We start from the raw sequence: 15,647 nt of genomic DNA on the forward strand, positions 1-15,647 counted from the left end.
AAAACGTTCATTATGAAAGCATTACCGACAATAGGCAAATTCATTTTTGTCATACCCATGATGATATTTGGCATCTTCCATTTTATGGGAGCAAAAAGCATGTCAGGCATGGTTCCTTCATTTTTACCCGGAGCAGTATTCTGGGTTTACCTCACAGGCGCAGCGCTAATTGGTGCTGGTATCGGAATAATCATAGGAAAAAAAGGAAAACTGGCTGCTCAATTGTTAGGGCTAATGCTTATTCTTTTTGCAGTTCTTATTCACCTTCCTGGTGCAATGGGCGGCGATCAAATGGCTACTAGCTCGTTTTTGAAAGATGTAGCATTAGGAGGTGGCGCATGGTTGCTATCTTCTCAGGCTAAGAATTAATTTAGGTTTTTCTAACCAAAAACACATCCAATTCAGCTCCAGTCATTCTGGAGCTTTTTTGTGCATATTCATAATGATGCCCAGCCTTCTTCAGTTTATTGACATAACTCATGTCAATACCTGCACCTCCTGTTTTGGCTCCTCTATCCAGCATATTCATGATCCCCATCAAGAGACCTCCAGCATAGAATCCCAACGGAGATTTGCTATTGCCTACTAACTTTAGGAATGAATTGGTCTCTGGGTTGTTTTTGATAGTGAATTCGGCATTCCCAGAATCACTAGAGGTCAACTGCCATTTGCCACAACCAAATGCCGTAAAGACATCCAGACAAGCATACAGTTCGCTATTAGAATCTTTTCCAACTGACTCCTGTATGTACTCATGCCAATAATCGGAATTGATCATCTTACCAATAGTAAAATAGGCATTTTCTTCACCCAACTTCTCAAGGAAAGTCTTGACAGTTTTCAAACCGCCTGCACCTAACTTTTTGGCTTGCATTAGAAGCTTGATCTCAACCATGGCCATGTAATTCGCAAACTGCTTGGTCAACGTCATATCGAATTGATCGATCAGTCCTTTTTTGCTATCAAGACCATTGAGATTTAATCCTTTAATTGCATCAATTACCGACTGGCCGTTAGGGACAAAAACATCTTCTATTTCGCCTACTTCATGTTGAAGTTTACCAATTGACGGAGAACCATTGATTTTTCTTTTGAATCCACGGTAGATCTCAAATTTGCAAACACTGTGTCCTTTGGATAAACATTGGATTTGCTTGCCACGAAAGGTGCCCGGTTTGACATCAAAAATGGCTTCAACTGCACCACACAAAAAACCCAGACTGAAATAGCTTACACCTGATAATTTTTCATCACGCAGACCAAAATGCTTTTTCCAAGCCATGGCGTAGTGCTCTGAAACTGCCTCTATGTATCCCCCTTTAGGCTGAATACTATGTAGATTGACACGTCCAAATCCACAATGAGCGAAATAATCCTCGACAATTTTTTTTCGCACATGTTCTTTTTCCCATCTCTCATTATTGGCGAAAAGTCGTGAAAACATTGAAAAGGTAATTTCCTGTGCAGTGGTAACCAGAATATCAACGATATTCAGCTTACCTCCCATTTCTTCAATCCCCTTTTGTAAATACAAATTCAGGTACTCACTTTGAAAACTGAGTGGCTCTTTCGCGAAGTAGTAAACACTTTTGTCCTCATCATAAGTATCAAAAGTTATTTCCATAGATACAGGCACCAATTATATGTCAAATTTGATCGTAATAGATTGCAGCAATTTAATGCGAAATTATTATATGTCGCATATTATCCCACATCTTGTAGAAAGAAGATTCTAGTTTTTTGATTTTTCAGGATAGATCATCAAAATATCGATGACCGCTTTGGTTCTGGCGAACAATTCTCTCAAGATTGCTTTCTTATGTTCTACTATCTCTGGCGTTTTGGCAGCCAGGCATTCCGCCGAGATCCCAAGGTGATCTGCCAAAAACAAACAGCGATAAGCATGGTATTGCTGGGTTACTACTACACAAGATTCTACCCCATAGACATCACGCATCCGAGCCAAAGATTCCAATGTTCGATCCCCGTTATCATCAAGGATCAATCTGTTTTGAGAAACTCCTAAATCAATTAATGCGGCTTTCATCATTTCCGCTTCGTTGTAATAGATGGAATCCCTCGAACCACTGAGCAAAAGCTTCTCAACCTTACCTGACTTGATCAGCTGAGCCGCTGTATTGACACGATTATAAAAGAATGGATTGTCAGCACCACCGATAAGCTTATTGCTGGTACCAAAAACTATCCCAATTTCAGCTCCTACCAATTCTCTGGTATCCATGGAAATGCGATCCTTGGTCTCACCAATAATCCAGAAGTTGCAAAACAAAACGAAGGCAGTCGTCAGTAGAGCACAGGCTAACAAGGTCTTGATTATCTTCATTTAGGAGAGGTTCAGGTTCTTTTCGAAATGCTTGATATGGAGATGGACTTTTGGGACTACCTTTCTGTACCATTCCAAAAGCAAAGAAAACTTTTCTTCTGAAGAAAGCTGCCACCCGTCCGATTTTCTTAGTTCGTGGTTGAAATATTCTAACACAATAGCGGCAGATACCGAAATATTAAAACTTTCAGTGAACCCCTTCATGGGAATCGTGATCAATTGATCAGCGTTCTCTGTTACATATTCACTGATCCCTGTTTCTTCCGCACCAAATATAACTGCAGTCTTCTTACTGAGATCCACCTCTCTATAATCAACCGCCGAAGATTTAGGTGAAGTGGCTATGATTTGATAACCTCCCTCCTTCAATTGTCTAAAGCAGCTCTCAATATTGTGACTTTTTCTGTCTTTGTGATGGTGCACCGTTAGCCATTTTCCCGATCCTCTTAGGACATAGGGATTGAAATCGAAGCTATTGTTTTGCTCTACAACATGCACATCCTGCAGCCCGAGACATTCAGCTGTACGCATAACTGCACTGGCATTGTGTGGCTTGAATATATCTTCCAGAACCAACGTAAGCTTACGCGTGCGCTGGTTCAGAACCTGATCAAAGACCTGTTTCTTATTGTCAGTTACATATTGATCGAGATATTCAAATAAAAGGCGGTCGTATTCTTTTTTATCCAAAGAGTCCTAATTGATCTTTCTCATCGTCATCATCCTTCTTCTTCGTATCGAATTCGACGGATGATCCCACATCGTAGCTTTCATCATTTTGACTTTCTTCCTTCTCCACTTCTTGACGAATGCTATCTTTTAAAGAATCTAGCGAATCATCTTTCTTAGCATTTGGATCAGGTTCAGGATTACTTTCCAACTCTTTTACAGATAGGATGTTTTGCAAAGGAAACTTGTTTCCAATCGCCTTCCAGCCCTTCTTGTCAATGATATCTGCCAACTCCATTTCCTTCACGGACTTGTTGCGCTCCCCTTTCTTTTTGTAACCCACTTCTACTTTAGGTGAAGCAGTGGATGTCAGGAAAATCAGCTTTGAACCTTTAGACTCATTGATCAAAGGATAAACCTTATCTGTACTAGTCGCTTCAATCGCAAAGCGCTTGATATAGGCCACCTTCGACTCTCCATCCTGATGTATGGCTGTAATTACCCCCTCAGAATCGAACTTCTCTATTTTATAAATCTGATTCTGATTGTAGTGATTAGACAACTCGAAAGAGGTGAGTTCACAAGTTCCATCTTTGTAGAATACAACAATCTTGTCATCTGCATTGAAGTTGCCCAGCAGCACCCCTCTTTCGTCTCGGTTTAGTCTACCAATGGTTTCGTCATACCAGATATCTGTGCCAGCCAAAGTAGATTTACCCTCTGACTTCAACACTATTTTACGGACCGGATACTTAGTAAGAATATTACCTCCGGCACCTCTTCCCTTGATCTCAATATCAGCAAAATCAAAATCAAACACTTTTTTACGTGCAGTAGATCCAGCGGTCAGATAGACCGTAATCAACTCTGCTTCTCCATTTGGATTGGCACTGAAGTAATGAACCTTAGATCCTTTATCGCTTTTAGTTAGATTATAAATGCGCTCCCTGGTAACAGAAGTCACATTGAATCGCTTGATATAGGTTTTACCAGACTTACCATCGACATAGGACATGTTGTATACCATGCGCTCGTCATTCTTATTGAAAACCGCTGCATGAATTATGTCCTTACCTACAAAAACCTTGTCCTGAATTTTGACTACAGAAAAGGTTCCATTCTTATGAAAAACGATAATATCATCCAAATCAGAACAATCGCAGATGTACTCATCCTTCTTCATTCCATATCCCACAAAGCCCTCTTTGAAATTGGCGTAAAGCTTGGCATTGTTGGCTGCCACAGTTGTAGCTGTAATGGTTTCTATTGACGAGATCTCTGTTTTCCGTTCTCTTCCCTTTCCATACTTGCTCAGTAGGTTTTCATAATAAGCAACCGCATAGTCTATGATGTTCGCCAGATGATGTTCGACTTGCGCCAAATCTTCCTCCAGCTTTTTCATCATTTCATCAGCTTTGAAAGCATCAAATTTAGAAATACGCTTGATCTTAATCTCAGTCAATCGAATGATATCATCCTGAACAATCTCACGATAGAACTGCTCTTTGAAAGGTTCCAATCCCTGATCGATGGTTTCCAAAACCGACTCCCAGGTTTCACATTCCTCAATGTCTCTATAGATTCTGTTCTCGATGAAGATCTTCTCGAGAGATGAAAACAATATCTTTTCCTGAAGCTCGCCTTTCTTGATCTCTAGTTCCTGAGTCAGTAAACTCACCGTCTTATCGGTACTGTGTGTCAGTATCTGATGCACATCCATAAAAACCGGCTTCTCGTCTACAATCACACAGGCATTAGGCGAGATAGAAACCTGACAATCTGTAAAAGCATATAACGCGTCCATCGTGATATCGGGAGACACGCCATTGGCCAGTTCCACTAATATCTCAATGTCTTTGGCTGTGTTATCCGTTACCTTCTTGATCTTGATTTTACCCTTATCATTGGCCTTAATGATCGATTCGATCACACTTGTAGTAGTAGTACCAAAAGGGATATCTTTGATAACCAGGTTTTTCTTGTCGTATTCTTCGATACAAGCTCTAACTTTTACCTTTCCCCCACGAGCACCTTTGTTGTATTCCTCTACATCAATGACTCCACCCGTCTGAAAATCCGGGAATAGCTTGAAACTCTTGCCTCTCAAATATTTGACAGAAGCATCAATCAACTCGCAAAAATTGTGTGGCAATATTTTGGTTGACAATCCTACTGCAATACCCTCAACTCCCTGTGCCAGAAGCAATGGGAACTTCACAGGTAAAGTAATAGGTTCCTTCTTACGACCATCATATGACAATTGCCAATTGGTCGTCTGAGGATTGTATAGGATATCCAAAGCCAGCTTAGATGGTCGAGCCTCTATATAACGAGAAGCGGCCGCACGGTCTCCTGTACGTACATCTCCCCAGTTACCTTGCATATCGATGAGCAGGTCTTTTTGACCTAAAGCCACCATAGCATCCCCAATAGACATATCTCCATGGGGGTGATACTGCATAGTAGACCCGATAATATTGGCGACTTTGTTGAAGCGCCCGTCATCCATCTCCTTCATGGCATGAAGGATTCGACGCTGTACCGGTTTCAGACCATCATTGATATCTGGAACTGCACGCTCCAAAATCACATAAGAAGCATAGTCCAAAAACCAGTTTTCATAAAGTCCCGAAACGGGAATCACATCATGTATGGGTTCATCAGAACCGTTTTTGAATTCTTCTTCGTTACCGTTTTCTTCCATTGCTTAAGCTACAGCTACTTCTTCTACTAAATCTTTTTCTACTCTGAGTCTATCGATAATAAAATTCTGTCTATCCGGTGTATTCTTACCCATATAGAACTTCAGCAATTGCTCCACCTTAGTGTCTTTGTTCATGATCACTGGCTCCAGACGAATATCCTCACCAATGAACTCACCAAACTCCTCAGGCGAAATCTCTCCTAACCCTTTGAATCGAGTGATTTCTGGTTTGCTCCCCAGTTTACTAATGGCATTTCTTCGCTCTTCATCCGAATAACAATAGATAGTTTCCTTCTTGTTTCTGACTCTGAAAAGTGGCGTTTCTAAAATATACAAATGACCGCCTTTTACTACCTCCGGGAAAAATTGCAGGAAGTAGGTCATCAACAGAAGTCGTATGTGCATGCCGTCTACATCGGCATCCGTTGCGATGATGATCTTTCTATATCGAAGACCTTCTATCCCATCTTCGATATTCAAAGCATGCTGGAGCAGGTTAAACTCCTCATTTTCATAAACTACCTTCTTGGTATGACCAAAACAGTTGAAGGGTTTCCCTCTCAAACTGAATACCGCTTGAGTCTGAACATCTCTGGATTTAGTGATAGATCCACTAGCCGAATCTCCCTCGGTGATGAAGAGCATGGTGTTGTTCATTTTGTCCTCATCCCCTTTTTTATCATCCAAATGAACGCGACAGTCTCTTAATTTCTTGTTGTGAAGATTGGCTTTCTTGGCTCTTTCATTGGCCAGCTTTTTGATGCCCGCAATGTCTTTTCTTTCTCTTTCGGATTGAAGAATACGCTTGAGAAGTGCATCTGCAGTGTCAGAATTCTTGTGCAGATAATCATCTAAATACTTTCTAAGGAAATCCAGGACAAAAGTCCTCATGGTAGCTCCATCGGGAGCTACATTGGTCGATCCTAGTTTCGTTTTGGTTTGGGATTCGAAAACGGGTTCCTGAACACGAACAGCTATGGCTCCTACGATACTCGCACGAACGTCTGCCGCCTCAAAGTTCTTCCCATAAAAATCCCTGACTACTTTTACAAAGGCCTCTCTAAAAGCCGCCAAATGCGTACCGCCCTGGGTGGTATACTGACCATTCACAAAGGAATAATATTCCTCACCGTACTGATTGGAGTGAGTGATGGCCACTTCAATATCCTCTCCCTTTAGATGTACAATCGGATATCTCTGACTTTCTTCATTAGTTTTCTTTGCCAGGAGATCTTTAAGACCATTTTCACTATGGTACTTCTGACCGTTGAAGTTGATCGTGAGTCCTGCATTCAGGAATGCATAGTTCCAGAGCAGGTTGTTGAGATACTCTGGAATAAAATGATAATTCTTGAAAACAGAGGCGTCTGGTTCGAAGATGATCAAGGTACCATTACGTTGATCCGTCTTCTCTATTTTCGCATCGTTAGTGATATTACCCCCTTCAAATTCGGCAGCCTTGGTCTCTCCATCTCTAAACGATTGCACTTTGAAATAAGTAGACAATGCATTTACCGCTTTGGTACCCACTCCATTCAGACCTACTGATTTTTGGAATGCCGTCGAATCGTATTTACCTCCTGTATTGATCTTAGATACACAGTCCACTACTTTACCTAAGGGTATCCCACGACCGTAATCTCTAACTTCTACTCGATGATCACCTACTTTGACATTGATGGTTTTACCATAGCCCATCATATGTTCATCGATACAGTTGTCAATTACCTCTTTTACCAGGACATAGATACCATCATCATAAGCGGAACCATCGCCGAGTTTACCGATATACATACCGGGTCTCAGACGAATGTGCTCTTTCCAATCGAGGGATTTAATACTATCTTCGGTATATTCAACTTTTTCAGCCATCTATTTGCGGTTAATCCTTAATTGAAAAATCAATTCAGACAGGAGTAATGCCCTCCTGGTTGTCAGGAAAAGCTAATCATTCTAAAATCAGGGAATTAACCAACCCAAGCAGTTAATCCTATGATTTTACTCCTTCCAAACAAAGCGTGAATATAGCCGATTTGCTTTGAAAAATGGAAGCGACTTTTCAACACTTAAATACTCAAGCTGCCTAACTCTTTGGAGAGTTTATTGAAACAACCCTGTTTAACTAATTGAAAAACAATTGCTTTCTATTTCTTCGTAGCGAGAAGATAGAAAAACCAAAAAATCCAAAGCACAATAAATATCGGTCCCAGGTAGACAAGGATATTATAATCAGTAATATCAAAATTTTCCTTGCTGTGAAACAACCCGATGTAGATAATAGAAAGGATATAAACTACATTGAACATCAGCGACAACCCCTGTACCCAGTGGTACAAACTCTCCTGCCTGTTCATATCTGCAAAATCGATCAGGCTTTGGTCTACCTGAGATTGTGCCAGCTGTCGGTAGATAATGATAATGCCATTGGTAAGAATAAAGAGGCCAATTGCCGAGTAGAAAAAGTTTCCCTTACTAAGATTAAAAACAGAAGACTCACCTTCGAAATACAACGAAAGTTGATCCGGTAGCATCGCATAATAATATAGCAATACAGCCAAAAACAAAGGGATAGATATCAGATAGCAAAATTTGATCGCTTTAACCATAATGGGGTGTTCATTTCAGGCCGCTAAATTAAGCAATCTGACATCAACTCAAAACTTATAATGCCGCTTGCGCCTCATCACTACCAAAGACTTTCTGGATGATGTCGCTGGCATAGCTGTATGGATTCGCTCTGATTTTCTTTTCTTCCCCAGCAATCAAGGTGAACAAGCCGTCAACCGCTTTTTCGGTGGCATAGCCGTCTATAGATTCAGGCAAGTTATATTGAAGATAATCGTTAACTGCATAAGTCTGCTTGGTTACAATGAGATCTACTTCATACTCATAATTCATAAAGCCATGAATGCCATCATAGATGTCTATTGCCTTAGTTTGACCCAATGCACTGGTAATATCAGGTTGAAAGCCATTTATTAACTGTGTTCTAGTTTTCTGAATGAAGTATTCTGTAGCAGATGTCTCCCCTCCTTGCAAAATAACTAAAGCATCGGTTATGGACATATTTACGATCGCATCCACAAATATAGGTTTGGCCTTAGCAGCAGCAGCTTCTGCTCCCCTATTCATGGCTGTGATCAATTCCTCAAATGGATCGGTATCAATATTAGGATTAGTCGCTACATATAAGTCAAGTAAATCTTGATAAGAAATAACTCCTGCGATGGATCCGGTATTAATTTCTGATTGTAAATTCTTCACTTCTTCAGGAAGCAATATTTTGATCAGCTCATTTTTGAGATAGCCATCTACGGCTGATGCACTGGTGGTCGATTCATCTGTACCCTCATTGAGAGCCGCTTTTAATCCTTCGGCAATCTCTGCATCAGTCAGTGGCAAATCAAAAAACTTTTCTGCTTCCTCGCAGCTAGATGCAATCAACAAGAAGGCTCCAACAATTAATAAAACTCCTTTTCTCATAATAGTAATGAACGCTGGTGAAAAAATATAATTACAAATATGCTCAAATATGTGCAGTAATTATTTCCGCAGCATTGACTAAATTCGAATCAAACAAGAGAGACATGATCGACAAAAGAAAAATTATCATATCCGTAATGGCAGTTCTACTTTTGATCCAAATATTTGGTATTAACAAAGAAGCGCCTGCTGTTGAAGCCGAAAAGGATTTCATGCACGTAATGAATCCACCAGCTGAAGTAGCCATCTTAATCAAAACGGCTTGCTACGATTGTCATTCGTACAAAACCAAATACCCTTGGTACACTAATGTCGCTCCATTATCGTGGTGGATCGGCGATCATATAGAAGAAGGAAGAGAGCACCTCAACTTCTCCATTTGGGCCGAGTACGATGAAAAGAAGGCGCTACACAAACTGGAAGAGTTTTACGAGGAAGTAGAAGAAGGCGAAATGCCATTGGCCTCTTACACCCTGATGCATTCAGAAGCGTCATTGTCTCCAGAAGAGGTAGAATTGATGGTCGGATGGGTCAAAAGCATACCAGGAGTAGAAGAAGAATAACATGGACTGGCTTGACTAGCACTGTGCTATTGAAGCCAGCCTAATCATTCTACTTTAGTCAAGTACAAGCTGATCCAAATGATGATTGATTTTATAAATATCTTCGTCACTTAACTTAATATCTGCAGCCCTGGCATTCGATATCGCCTGGTCAGCATTTCTGGCTCCAGCCAGAGCAATCGTGATACCGGGACGTTCGACGGTCCATTTCAAAACCAACTGAGCCAAACTTGCACCATGTTTTTCCGCTATGGGTTTGATCTGATTCAAGAAATGGTTGGTTTTCTCTACAAATTCTGATTGAAAACGAGGATGACTGGCTCTATGATCTCCCTCCTGAAATTGATAATCAGTAGTGATCTTTCCTGTCAACAAACCTCTTTCTAATGGGCTATAGGCCAGTATGGACTTTAGATTTTCGATGCAATATGGAACTGTTTGATCCTCTATCCCTTTATTCACCATGCTAAAGGGAATTTGATTCGAGACCAGTTTCAACGTCTTTTCAGCTTCAGCCATTTGCTCACGATCGTAGTTGCAGACACCGGCATACCTAACCTTCCCTTGCTCAATGAGCCTTTCTACTGCCTCAAAAGTTTCAGAGATTGGAGTAGTAGGATCTGCCCAATGGATTTGATATAAGTCAATGTAATCGGTACCCAGACGCTTTAGACTATTTTCACACTCCTCAATAATACTTTCTTTGCTGGAAAATTTATAGATGTCTATCTCTTGACCATCATTGTCTTTACTATTAAAATAGAACTCTCCTTTCGGTAAATCCCATCTTAGGCCAAATTTGGTAAGAATTTGTACATTGTCTCTACTTATTCCTTTGATCGCCTCCCCTACTATTTCTTCACTGGTACCCTGACCATAGATCGGCGCTGTATCGATAGATGTCACACCATGATCGTAGGACGAACGGATGGCTTTAATGGCTTCAGACCTTTCAGTCTGTCCCCACATCCAACCGCCTGCGGCCCATGCCCCAAAAGTGATCACTGACAATTCTAAATCTGATTCTCCCAGTTTTCTGTATTCCATCCTACCTTGTTTTTTTATGACTTAAATCCTTTAATTACCATGGAGTGAAATTGAAATGATTGGCCTCCGATTTCTACAGGTGCTTCCATCCTTTTGTGTTTTTCAATGGTTTGAAAACCCGCTTGATTCAAAATGGAAATGATTTCCTCATCTTCGTATAGATTGAAACCAAACTGAGTAGGCGGCAATTGCTTCATCTCCTCTTTTGGAGTCACTCCCAAACATAAACATCCACCTGGCCTCAACACCCGTAATATCTCTTTGGCACACTTCAATGCATCCTCCCAAAAGTAAAAGGTATTGACAGAACAAGCCGAATCAAAACTTTCGTCATCAAATGGCAGAGCTGAAACACTGCCCTCCATCAATCTCAAGCTTCCCCTATTCAAATAATCAGCATTGTTTTCCTTGGCCCATGCGACCATTTCAGCAGACAGATCAATCCCAGTCATTTTCACCTCATGCTGATCCAGAAGTAGCGGCATCAACCGACCATTTCCAAAACCAATTTCCAAAACATGATCACTCGGTTTTACTTCTAAATGATCATATGTAAAAGAGGTCATGGGTCGATTAGATTCATTCATTTTTTCGGCAACCTGACGGCCCAGTTGCCCTGTAGGTTTCCTTAGTTGTGCAGCTATGTCTTTGGCTGTTGGTTCCATAGTTTAGATTTAAAATTAGTACTTACTATTTAGGAAGTCTAGCGCAAGCAAAGGATTCTGAATCAATTGACATAGGCAAATGTTTGATCTGTCTTGAAATATTCGCCGGATTGATAAATTGCATCCCTATTATTTCTCTGATTATGAAAAACCTATTTCTCATTTCAGCTTCACTCTGGTTGCTTGCAAGTTGCCAATTTGATAAGGCAGAAAACTATTCACATCTTACAATTGAAGAAAACCAAAAATGGGTGGATGAAAATCTGGACAAAGTAATGATCCCAAAAACCTTCTTGGCAAGCAATGGCATGCAAATGCCTTACAGACTTTTTGTTCCTGAGGGCTACAACAACAATGAAAGTCTTCCTCTGCTGATTCATCTTCATGGAAGAGGCGAAAGGGGAACAGAAAACCCAACCAACCTTTACGATAACATTCCTCTGTTCAATGGCGCCAGGTCCATTGTATCACCTAACATGCAACATGATTATCGTTGTATTGTACTGGTACCACAGTGCTCTGACAAAACGGAAAATGAAGAATGGGCCAAATGGGTAGGCAACACGCCTGAAACCCCATTCGAAGGTTTGGGTAAAGATGGATCCTACACCATGAATTCCAAAGCTTCCGATTCAGGAACTGCAGCCCTCGAACTGATAGATCATATCATGGCTGAATATGACATTGATAGCAAAAGAGTCTATCTAACTGGACTCTCCATGGGAGGTTTTGGCACCTGGGAGTTCATAGCCAGAAGACCTGAGCTTTTTGCTGCAGCTGTACCTATGGCTGGGTATTCTGATCCACTGCAAGTATCGCGAATCAAACATATCCCCATTTGGATCTTTCATGGCAATATCGACAAATGGAACCCCGTCCAGGGCTCACGAAACATGTATCAAATACTAACTGATGCGGGGGCCAAAGTGAAGTACACAGAATATGACAGCACAGGACATGGAGACACCTTTCAAAAAGCCTGGCAGGACGAAACATTGATTCCATGGATATTTGCTCAACGTCAATAAGGAAGAAGCTACATCATAACGTTGTTTATAAGTAACGAGACATTTTCTTGTCACTCCATTCAATTCATTCTATATTAGGTGTTTAGCAGGTAAACTATTACCAATTTTTATTAACCTAAATTTAATTCACCTATGAAAAAGCTACTAGTAGCACTCTGTGCAGGAGCAATAGCTGTGTCCTGTCAAGAACTGAATGTTTCTGAAAAAGGCATGGACTTGGATCAGAAACCTACCATTTCAGTACCAGACCAACTTACCCAATTTTTAGCTTCCTCCCGATCAAAGGACATTTCGATCAAAGATGCCTTGAATAGCACTTTGTTTGCCAATTCCAACATTCAGGTCAAGGAAGTACATCAATTCAAAACGGCTGATCCAGCCACCAATGTTGAAACCTTAGACAAACAATTTGAGAGTACGTTACCATCCAGATGGGTTCCTGGAGATCCAAACAGAAACTGGAATGGAGACGGAGACCTCAATGACATAGATTGGGTTTCATTCACTCCTTTTGCTGTGGCTAATGGAACCTTCGCGACTGAACCTATCTATCGGGATATGTATGCCAAATGGGAAAATGATGGGTACTGCAATACTGTAAGCATCGATGAGATGACGTACGACTTCTCAATGGGCAACCCCAGTTTGATTCTCGACTTTGGTTTGCCGAATGCTGGACTACCTATCGCGGATGTTTCTGTGGTTGGCTTTTTGCCTGCACAGATTTTTGAAGCAGTATTAGGTTCAGAAAATGTATTGGGTGTTGCCTTTTCTTTCGTATTTGTGGATGAAAACGGCGATCCAGTTAAAAGTACCAGAGGCAAAGAGGATAAAGCCTTCACCGAAGTGTGGTTCAACGATGGCTTTACTTGGGCAGATGGAGCTGGCCCTGGTGTCATCGACTTAGAGTCAGTTATTCTTCATGAGTTTGGTCACACACTTAATTTGGGGCACTTCGGGATTTTACAATTGTTTGAAGATACCGATGCAGGTACTTTCGAACTGGTTTATCAACCCGTCAACACCATGAATGCGCTTTATATTGGAGAAGCTAGAAATTTCCTAGGCCCTAATGACAAAGGAAACTTTTGCGAGGCATGGGGCAGCTGGCCCTGGAACTGATAGAATCATATAAATGAAAAGAGGCTGTCTCAAAAGATTCAATAAACAGAAATTTGAGACAGCCTCTTTTTTAAACTCTTTCAGAAACCAGATTTAAAAATCGTTCCCTATCATCCACCTGAACTAACAGGGAATTACATTTCTTTTTCATTCCATAAAGCTTTTCTATTGTCACTTCATTCTTGAAACGAATCAGCAGGTTATAACTTTCTAATCCTTTGAGGAAGGCCAGTTGCTCGACTCCCTCCTCTTCTATATCTCTTGTAAAGGCCTCAATACTTTCCACTTCATCCCAATTCACCACTAGATCTCCAAAAAGGCCATTTTTCAGCTCAAGTTGTGATTCTGAAACTTGAATGAATCGACGTTTCAGTGCTTTTTGATGTGCCAGCACCTGAATTGCGGTATACAAACTGACACCAAAAATTATCCAGGCGACTGATTCATTCCATCGAATCAGTAAAAAATGAAGCCCGACAGTTTCTATAAGTACGACCAACACCACGGCAATTAATAGCGCCACAACCCCTGACTCCTTGTAACTGGTAAATTCATTGACCCCTGGTTTTGCTTTCCTCCAGGCAAATAGACCGTAATAAATCATGGCCATCTCAGTGGCAAATATTCTACTAACCTTGATGTTTTCAATCATCAAAGCACATTGCTCTTTAATGACACCATAGACGTCTGCGGATCTTTTTGCTTTTCTAATGGCTGAGGTTGCATGAATCACTTTCCTGCCAACTAAAAACAAAACAGACAATTCTACCAATGGAAGTACGTAACTCTTGAATATGGTAAGAGGCAGTTGGTGAGATGCGGGTATGATATAAGTACCTATCAAAATACCCAAACCTAAAACTGGCACAACGGACAACTTTGGAATTTTGGTTTTCCAAATCATGATTAGATAAACCAAAGGAGCTGTTAGCGTAAGGTCCGCTATGATGCCCCAGGCTAAATTTGGTTCTGAAAAAAGCCAATCAGATAGTCCCAGAAAAACGGAAAAGGATAAAATTGATAATAGAACCAGATAGATCAGAAAGTAGTAAGATCTGGATAGTACAGATAAGTGTATCATAGGCTGAATGTTGCTGTTTGGGTGCTGCAAAGATAATACTAAAAGTAAATCTCCTTGGCTGCTTTGTAGGTATTCGTATGCGCGGCAACTATGTCATTGATCTTATGACTGTAGCCTCCTCCCATACTTACCGCCACAGGTATGTGATGCAACTTACATTGCTCAAAAACGAATAAATCCCGTTGATAGCACCCCTCCCTGGTCATAGCCAATCTCCCAAGTTTGTCTGTGGCCACTACGTCTACCCCACTTTGGAAGAATATCATCTGTGGGTCGAATTCCTTAATCAGTTTTGGAAGTGTTTTATACAAGATGGATAGATATTCTTCATCAGTCGTTTTATCTTTCAATCCTATGTCCAAATCTGACTTCTCCTTTTGCAGAGGATAGTTGTGTTCGCAGTGCATACTAAAAGTGAATACCCGACTCTCCTCTTCGAATATCTTGGCCGTTCCGTTGCCCTGATGAACATCTAAGTCTACCACCATAATTCTTTCTGCCACTTGCTCATAAAGCAATTCATTCGCAGCAACCACTATGTCATTGAAGATACAAAAGCCCTCTCCTCGATCTGCATAAGCATGGTGTGTACCACCCGCGATATTTAGAGAAACACCATCCTTCATGGCATGATAGGCGCATTCCAGTGTCCCATGTGCAATATGCCTCCCCCTTTTGACCAAAGATTCATGAAAAGGAAAACCTGTATTTCGAATCTCCTTGCGAGACAGACTCCCCGTTTTCAACTTTTCCCAATATTCGGCCGTGTGCGTCCGTAGAATTTGTTCTTCAGTCAATGCCTTGGGATGAAAAAAATCTCGCTGAGTGATTACGCCTTCGTACAACAATTGCTGAGGCAGTAATTCATATTTTTCCATCGGGAATCGATGGCCTTCTGGCAACAGGTCGTATTTGTAAATGGGGCTAAAGGCTACTTTCAT

General features: G+C 41.0%; 15 protein-coding genes. 4 read left to right on the forward strand and 11 right to left on the reverse strand.

Features of this window, described 5'->3' with window-relative positions:
* Nucleotides 1-12: 12 nt before the first annotated feature.
* Nucleotides 13-369, forward strand: a complete 357-nt coding sequence (locus N7U62_RS05500; protein WP_264136892.1) for a DoxX-related protein — start codon at nucleotides 13-15, stop codon at nucleotides 367-369.
* A 1-nt stretch (nucleotide 370) separates the two neighbouring features.
* Here the strand turns inward: N7U62_RS05500 and N7U62_RS05505 are convergent, their stop codons facing one another.
* The 7 genes from N7U62_RS05505 to N7U62_RS05535 all read right to left on the reverse strand — a co-directional run bounded on the left by N7U62_RS05505 (nucleotide 371) and on the right by N7U62_RS05535 (nucleotide 9,200).
* Nucleotides 371-1,624 carry a hypothetical protein gene (locus N7U62_RS05505; RefSeq protein ID WP_264136893.1) on the reverse strand — a complete coding sequence of 418 codons (1,254 nt, stop codon included), beginning with the start codon at nucleotides 1,622-1,624 and terminating at the stop codon, nucleotides 371-373.
* A gap of 108 nt (nucleotides 1,625-1,732) precedes the next feature.
* Nucleotides 1,733-2,344, reverse strand: coding sequence for a SanA/YdcF family protein (locus N7U62_RS05510; RefSeq protein WP_264136894.1), 612 nt, complete (start codon nucleotides 2,342-2,344; stop codon nucleotides 1,733-1,735).
* Nucleotides 2,345-3,034 (reverse strand): TrmH family RNA methyltransferase, encoded by a 690-nt coding sequence (locus tag N7U62_RS05515; protein WP_264136895.1) that lies wholly within the window; start codon nucleotides 3,032-3,034, stop codon nucleotides 2,345-2,347.
* On the reverse strand, nucleotides 3,027-5,717 hold the full coding sequence (locus N7U62_RS05520) for a DNA gyrase/topoisomerase IV subunit A (protein WP_264136896.1): 2,691 nt from the start codon (nucleotides 5,715-5,717) through the stop codon (nucleotides 3,027-3,029). The genes N7U62_RS05515 and N7U62_RS05520 overlap by 8 nt, the downstream gene beginning before the upstream one ends.
* A 3-nt stretch (nucleotides 5,718-5,720) precedes the next feature.
* Nucleotides 5,721-7,589, reverse strand: a complete 1,869-nt coding sequence (locus tag N7U62_RS05525; RefSeq protein WP_264136897.1) for a DNA topoisomerase IV subunit B — start codon at nucleotides 7,587-7,589, stop codon at nucleotides 5,721-5,723.
* Between the two features lie 272 nt (nucleotides 7,590-7,861).
* Nucleotides 7,862-8,323, reverse strand: coding sequence for a hypothetical protein (locus tag N7U62_RS05530; RefSeq protein ID WP_264136898.1), 462 nt, complete (start codon nucleotides 8,321-8,323; stop codon nucleotides 7,862-7,864).
* A gap of 55 nt (nucleotides 8,324-8,378) precedes the next feature.
* Nucleotides 8,379-9,200, reverse strand: coding sequence for a DUF4197 domain-containing protein (locus N7U62_RS05535; protein ID WP_264136899.1), 822 nt, complete (start codon nucleotides 9,198-9,200; stop codon nucleotides 8,379-8,381).
* Between the two features lie 17 nt (nucleotides 9,201-9,217).
* On the opposite strand from N7U62_RS05535, the gene N7U62_RS05540 reads away from it, so the two are divergent.
* Complete coding sequence (locus N7U62_RS05540; RefSeq protein ID WP_264136900.1) at nucleotides 9,218-9,763, forward strand: heme-binding domain-containing protein; 546 nt, start codon at nucleotides 9,218-9,220, stop codon at nucleotides 9,761-9,763.
* A gap of 54 nt (nucleotides 9,764-9,817) precedes the next feature.
* Here the strand turns inward: N7U62_RS05540 and N7U62_RS05545 are convergent, their stop codons facing one another.
* Nucleotides 9,818-10,810 (reverse strand): aldo/keto reductase, encoded by a 993-nt coding sequence (locus N7U62_RS05545; protein WP_264136901.1) that lies wholly within the window; start codon nucleotides 10,808-10,810, stop codon nucleotides 9,818-9,820.
* Between the two features lie 14 nt (nucleotides 10,811-10,824).
* A complete protein-coding gene (locus tag N7U62_RS05550) occupies nucleotides 10,825-11,475 on the reverse strand; it encodes a class I SAM-dependent methyltransferase (protein WP_264136902.1) in 651 nt (216 codons plus the stop codon).
* 143 nt (nucleotides 11,476-11,618) lie between these two features.
* On the opposite strand from N7U62_RS05550, the gene N7U62_RS05555 reads away from it, so the two are divergent.
* Nucleotides 11,619-12,503: a carboxylesterase family protein gene (locus N7U62_RS05555; protein WP_264136903.1), complete on the forward strand. Its 885-nt coding sequence runs from the start codon at nucleotides 11,619-11,621 to the stop codon at nucleotides 12,501-12,503.
* Nucleotides 12,504-12,635: 132 nt separating this feature from the next.
* Complete coding sequence (locus N7U62_RS05560; protein ID WP_264136904.1) at nucleotides 12,636-13,625, forward strand: zinc metalloprotease; 990 nt, start codon at nucleotides 12,636-12,638, stop codon at nucleotides 13,623-13,625.
* A 70-nt stretch (nucleotides 13,626-13,695) separates the two neighbouring features.
* On the opposite strand, the gene N7U62_RS05565 is transcribed toward N7U62_RS05560, so the two are convergent.
* Together N7U62_RS05565 and N7U62_RS05570 are read right to left on the reverse strand one after the other, a co-directional pair.
* The gene (locus N7U62_RS05565; RefSeq protein ID WP_264136905.1) at nucleotides 13,696-14,706 is read right to left on the reverse strand and encodes a hypothetical protein; all 1,011 of its coding nucleotides are present in this window, start codon (nucleotides 14,704-14,706) and stop codon (nucleotides 13,696-13,698) included.
* A 38-nt stretch (nucleotides 14,707-14,744) separates the two neighbouring features.
* On the reverse strand, nucleotides 14,745-15,647 hold the full coding sequence (locus N7U62_RS05570) for a histone deacetylase family protein (RefSeq protein ID WP_264136906.1): 903 nt from the start codon (nucleotides 15,645-15,647) through the stop codon (nucleotides 14,745-14,747).

Source organism: Reichenbachiella ulvae (assembly GCF_025833875.1).
GTDB lineage: Bacteria > Bacteroidota > Bacteroidia > Cytophagales > Cyclobacteriaceae > Reichenbachiella > Reichenbachiella ulvae.

Coding starts and splice junctions, on each gene's coding strand:
- N7U62_RS05510 (WP_264136894.1), bottom strand. CDS start 2,344: ATGAAGATAATCAAGACCTTGTTAGCCTGTGCTCTACTGACGACTGCC.
- N7U62_RS05520 (WP_264136896.1), bottom strand. CDS start 5,717: ATGGAAGAAAACGGTAACGAAGAAGAATTCAAAAACGGTTCTGATGAA.
- N7U62_RS05525 (WP_264136897.1), bottom strand. CDS start 7,589: ATGGCTGAAAAAGTTGAATATACCGAAGATAGTATTAAATCCCTCGAT.
- N7U62_RS05565 (WP_264136905.1), bottom strand. CDS start 14,706: ATGATACACTTATCTGTACTATCCAGATCTTACTACTTTCTGATCTAT.
- N7U62_RS05570 (WP_264136906.1), bottom strand. CDS start 15,647: ATGAAAGTAGCCTTTAGCCCCATTTACAAATACGACCTGTTGCCAGAA.
- N7U62_RS05535 (WP_264136899.1), bottom strand. CDS start 9,200: ATGAGAAAAGGAGTTTTATTAATTGTTGGAGCCTTCTTGTTGATTGCA.
- N7U62_RS05500 (WP_264136892.1), top strand. CDS start 13: ATGAAAGCATTACCGACAATAGGCAAATTCATTTTTGTCATACCCATG.
- N7U62_RS05550 (WP_264136902.1), bottom strand. CDS start 11,475: ATGGAACCAACAGCCAAAGACATAGCTGCACAACTAAGGAAACCTACA.
- N7U62_RS05555 (WP_264136903.1), top strand. CDS start 11,619: ATGAAAAACCTATTTCTCATTTCAGCTTCACTCTGGTTGCTTGCAAGT.
- N7U62_RS05505 (WP_264136893.1), bottom strand. CDS start 1,624: ATGGAAATAACTTTTGATACTTATGATGAGGACAAAAGTGTTTACTAC.
- N7U62_RS05560 (WP_264136904.1), top strand. CDS start 12,636: ATGAAAAAGCTACTAGTAGCACTCTGTGCAGGAGCAATAGCTGTGTCC.
- N7U62_RS05530 (WP_264136898.1), bottom strand. CDS start 8,323: ATGGTTAAAGCGATCAAATTTTGCTATCTGATATCTATCCCTTTGTTT.
- N7U62_RS05545 (WP_264136901.1), bottom strand. CDS start 10,810: ATGGAATACAGAAAACTGGGAGAATCAGATTTAGAATTGTCAGTGATC.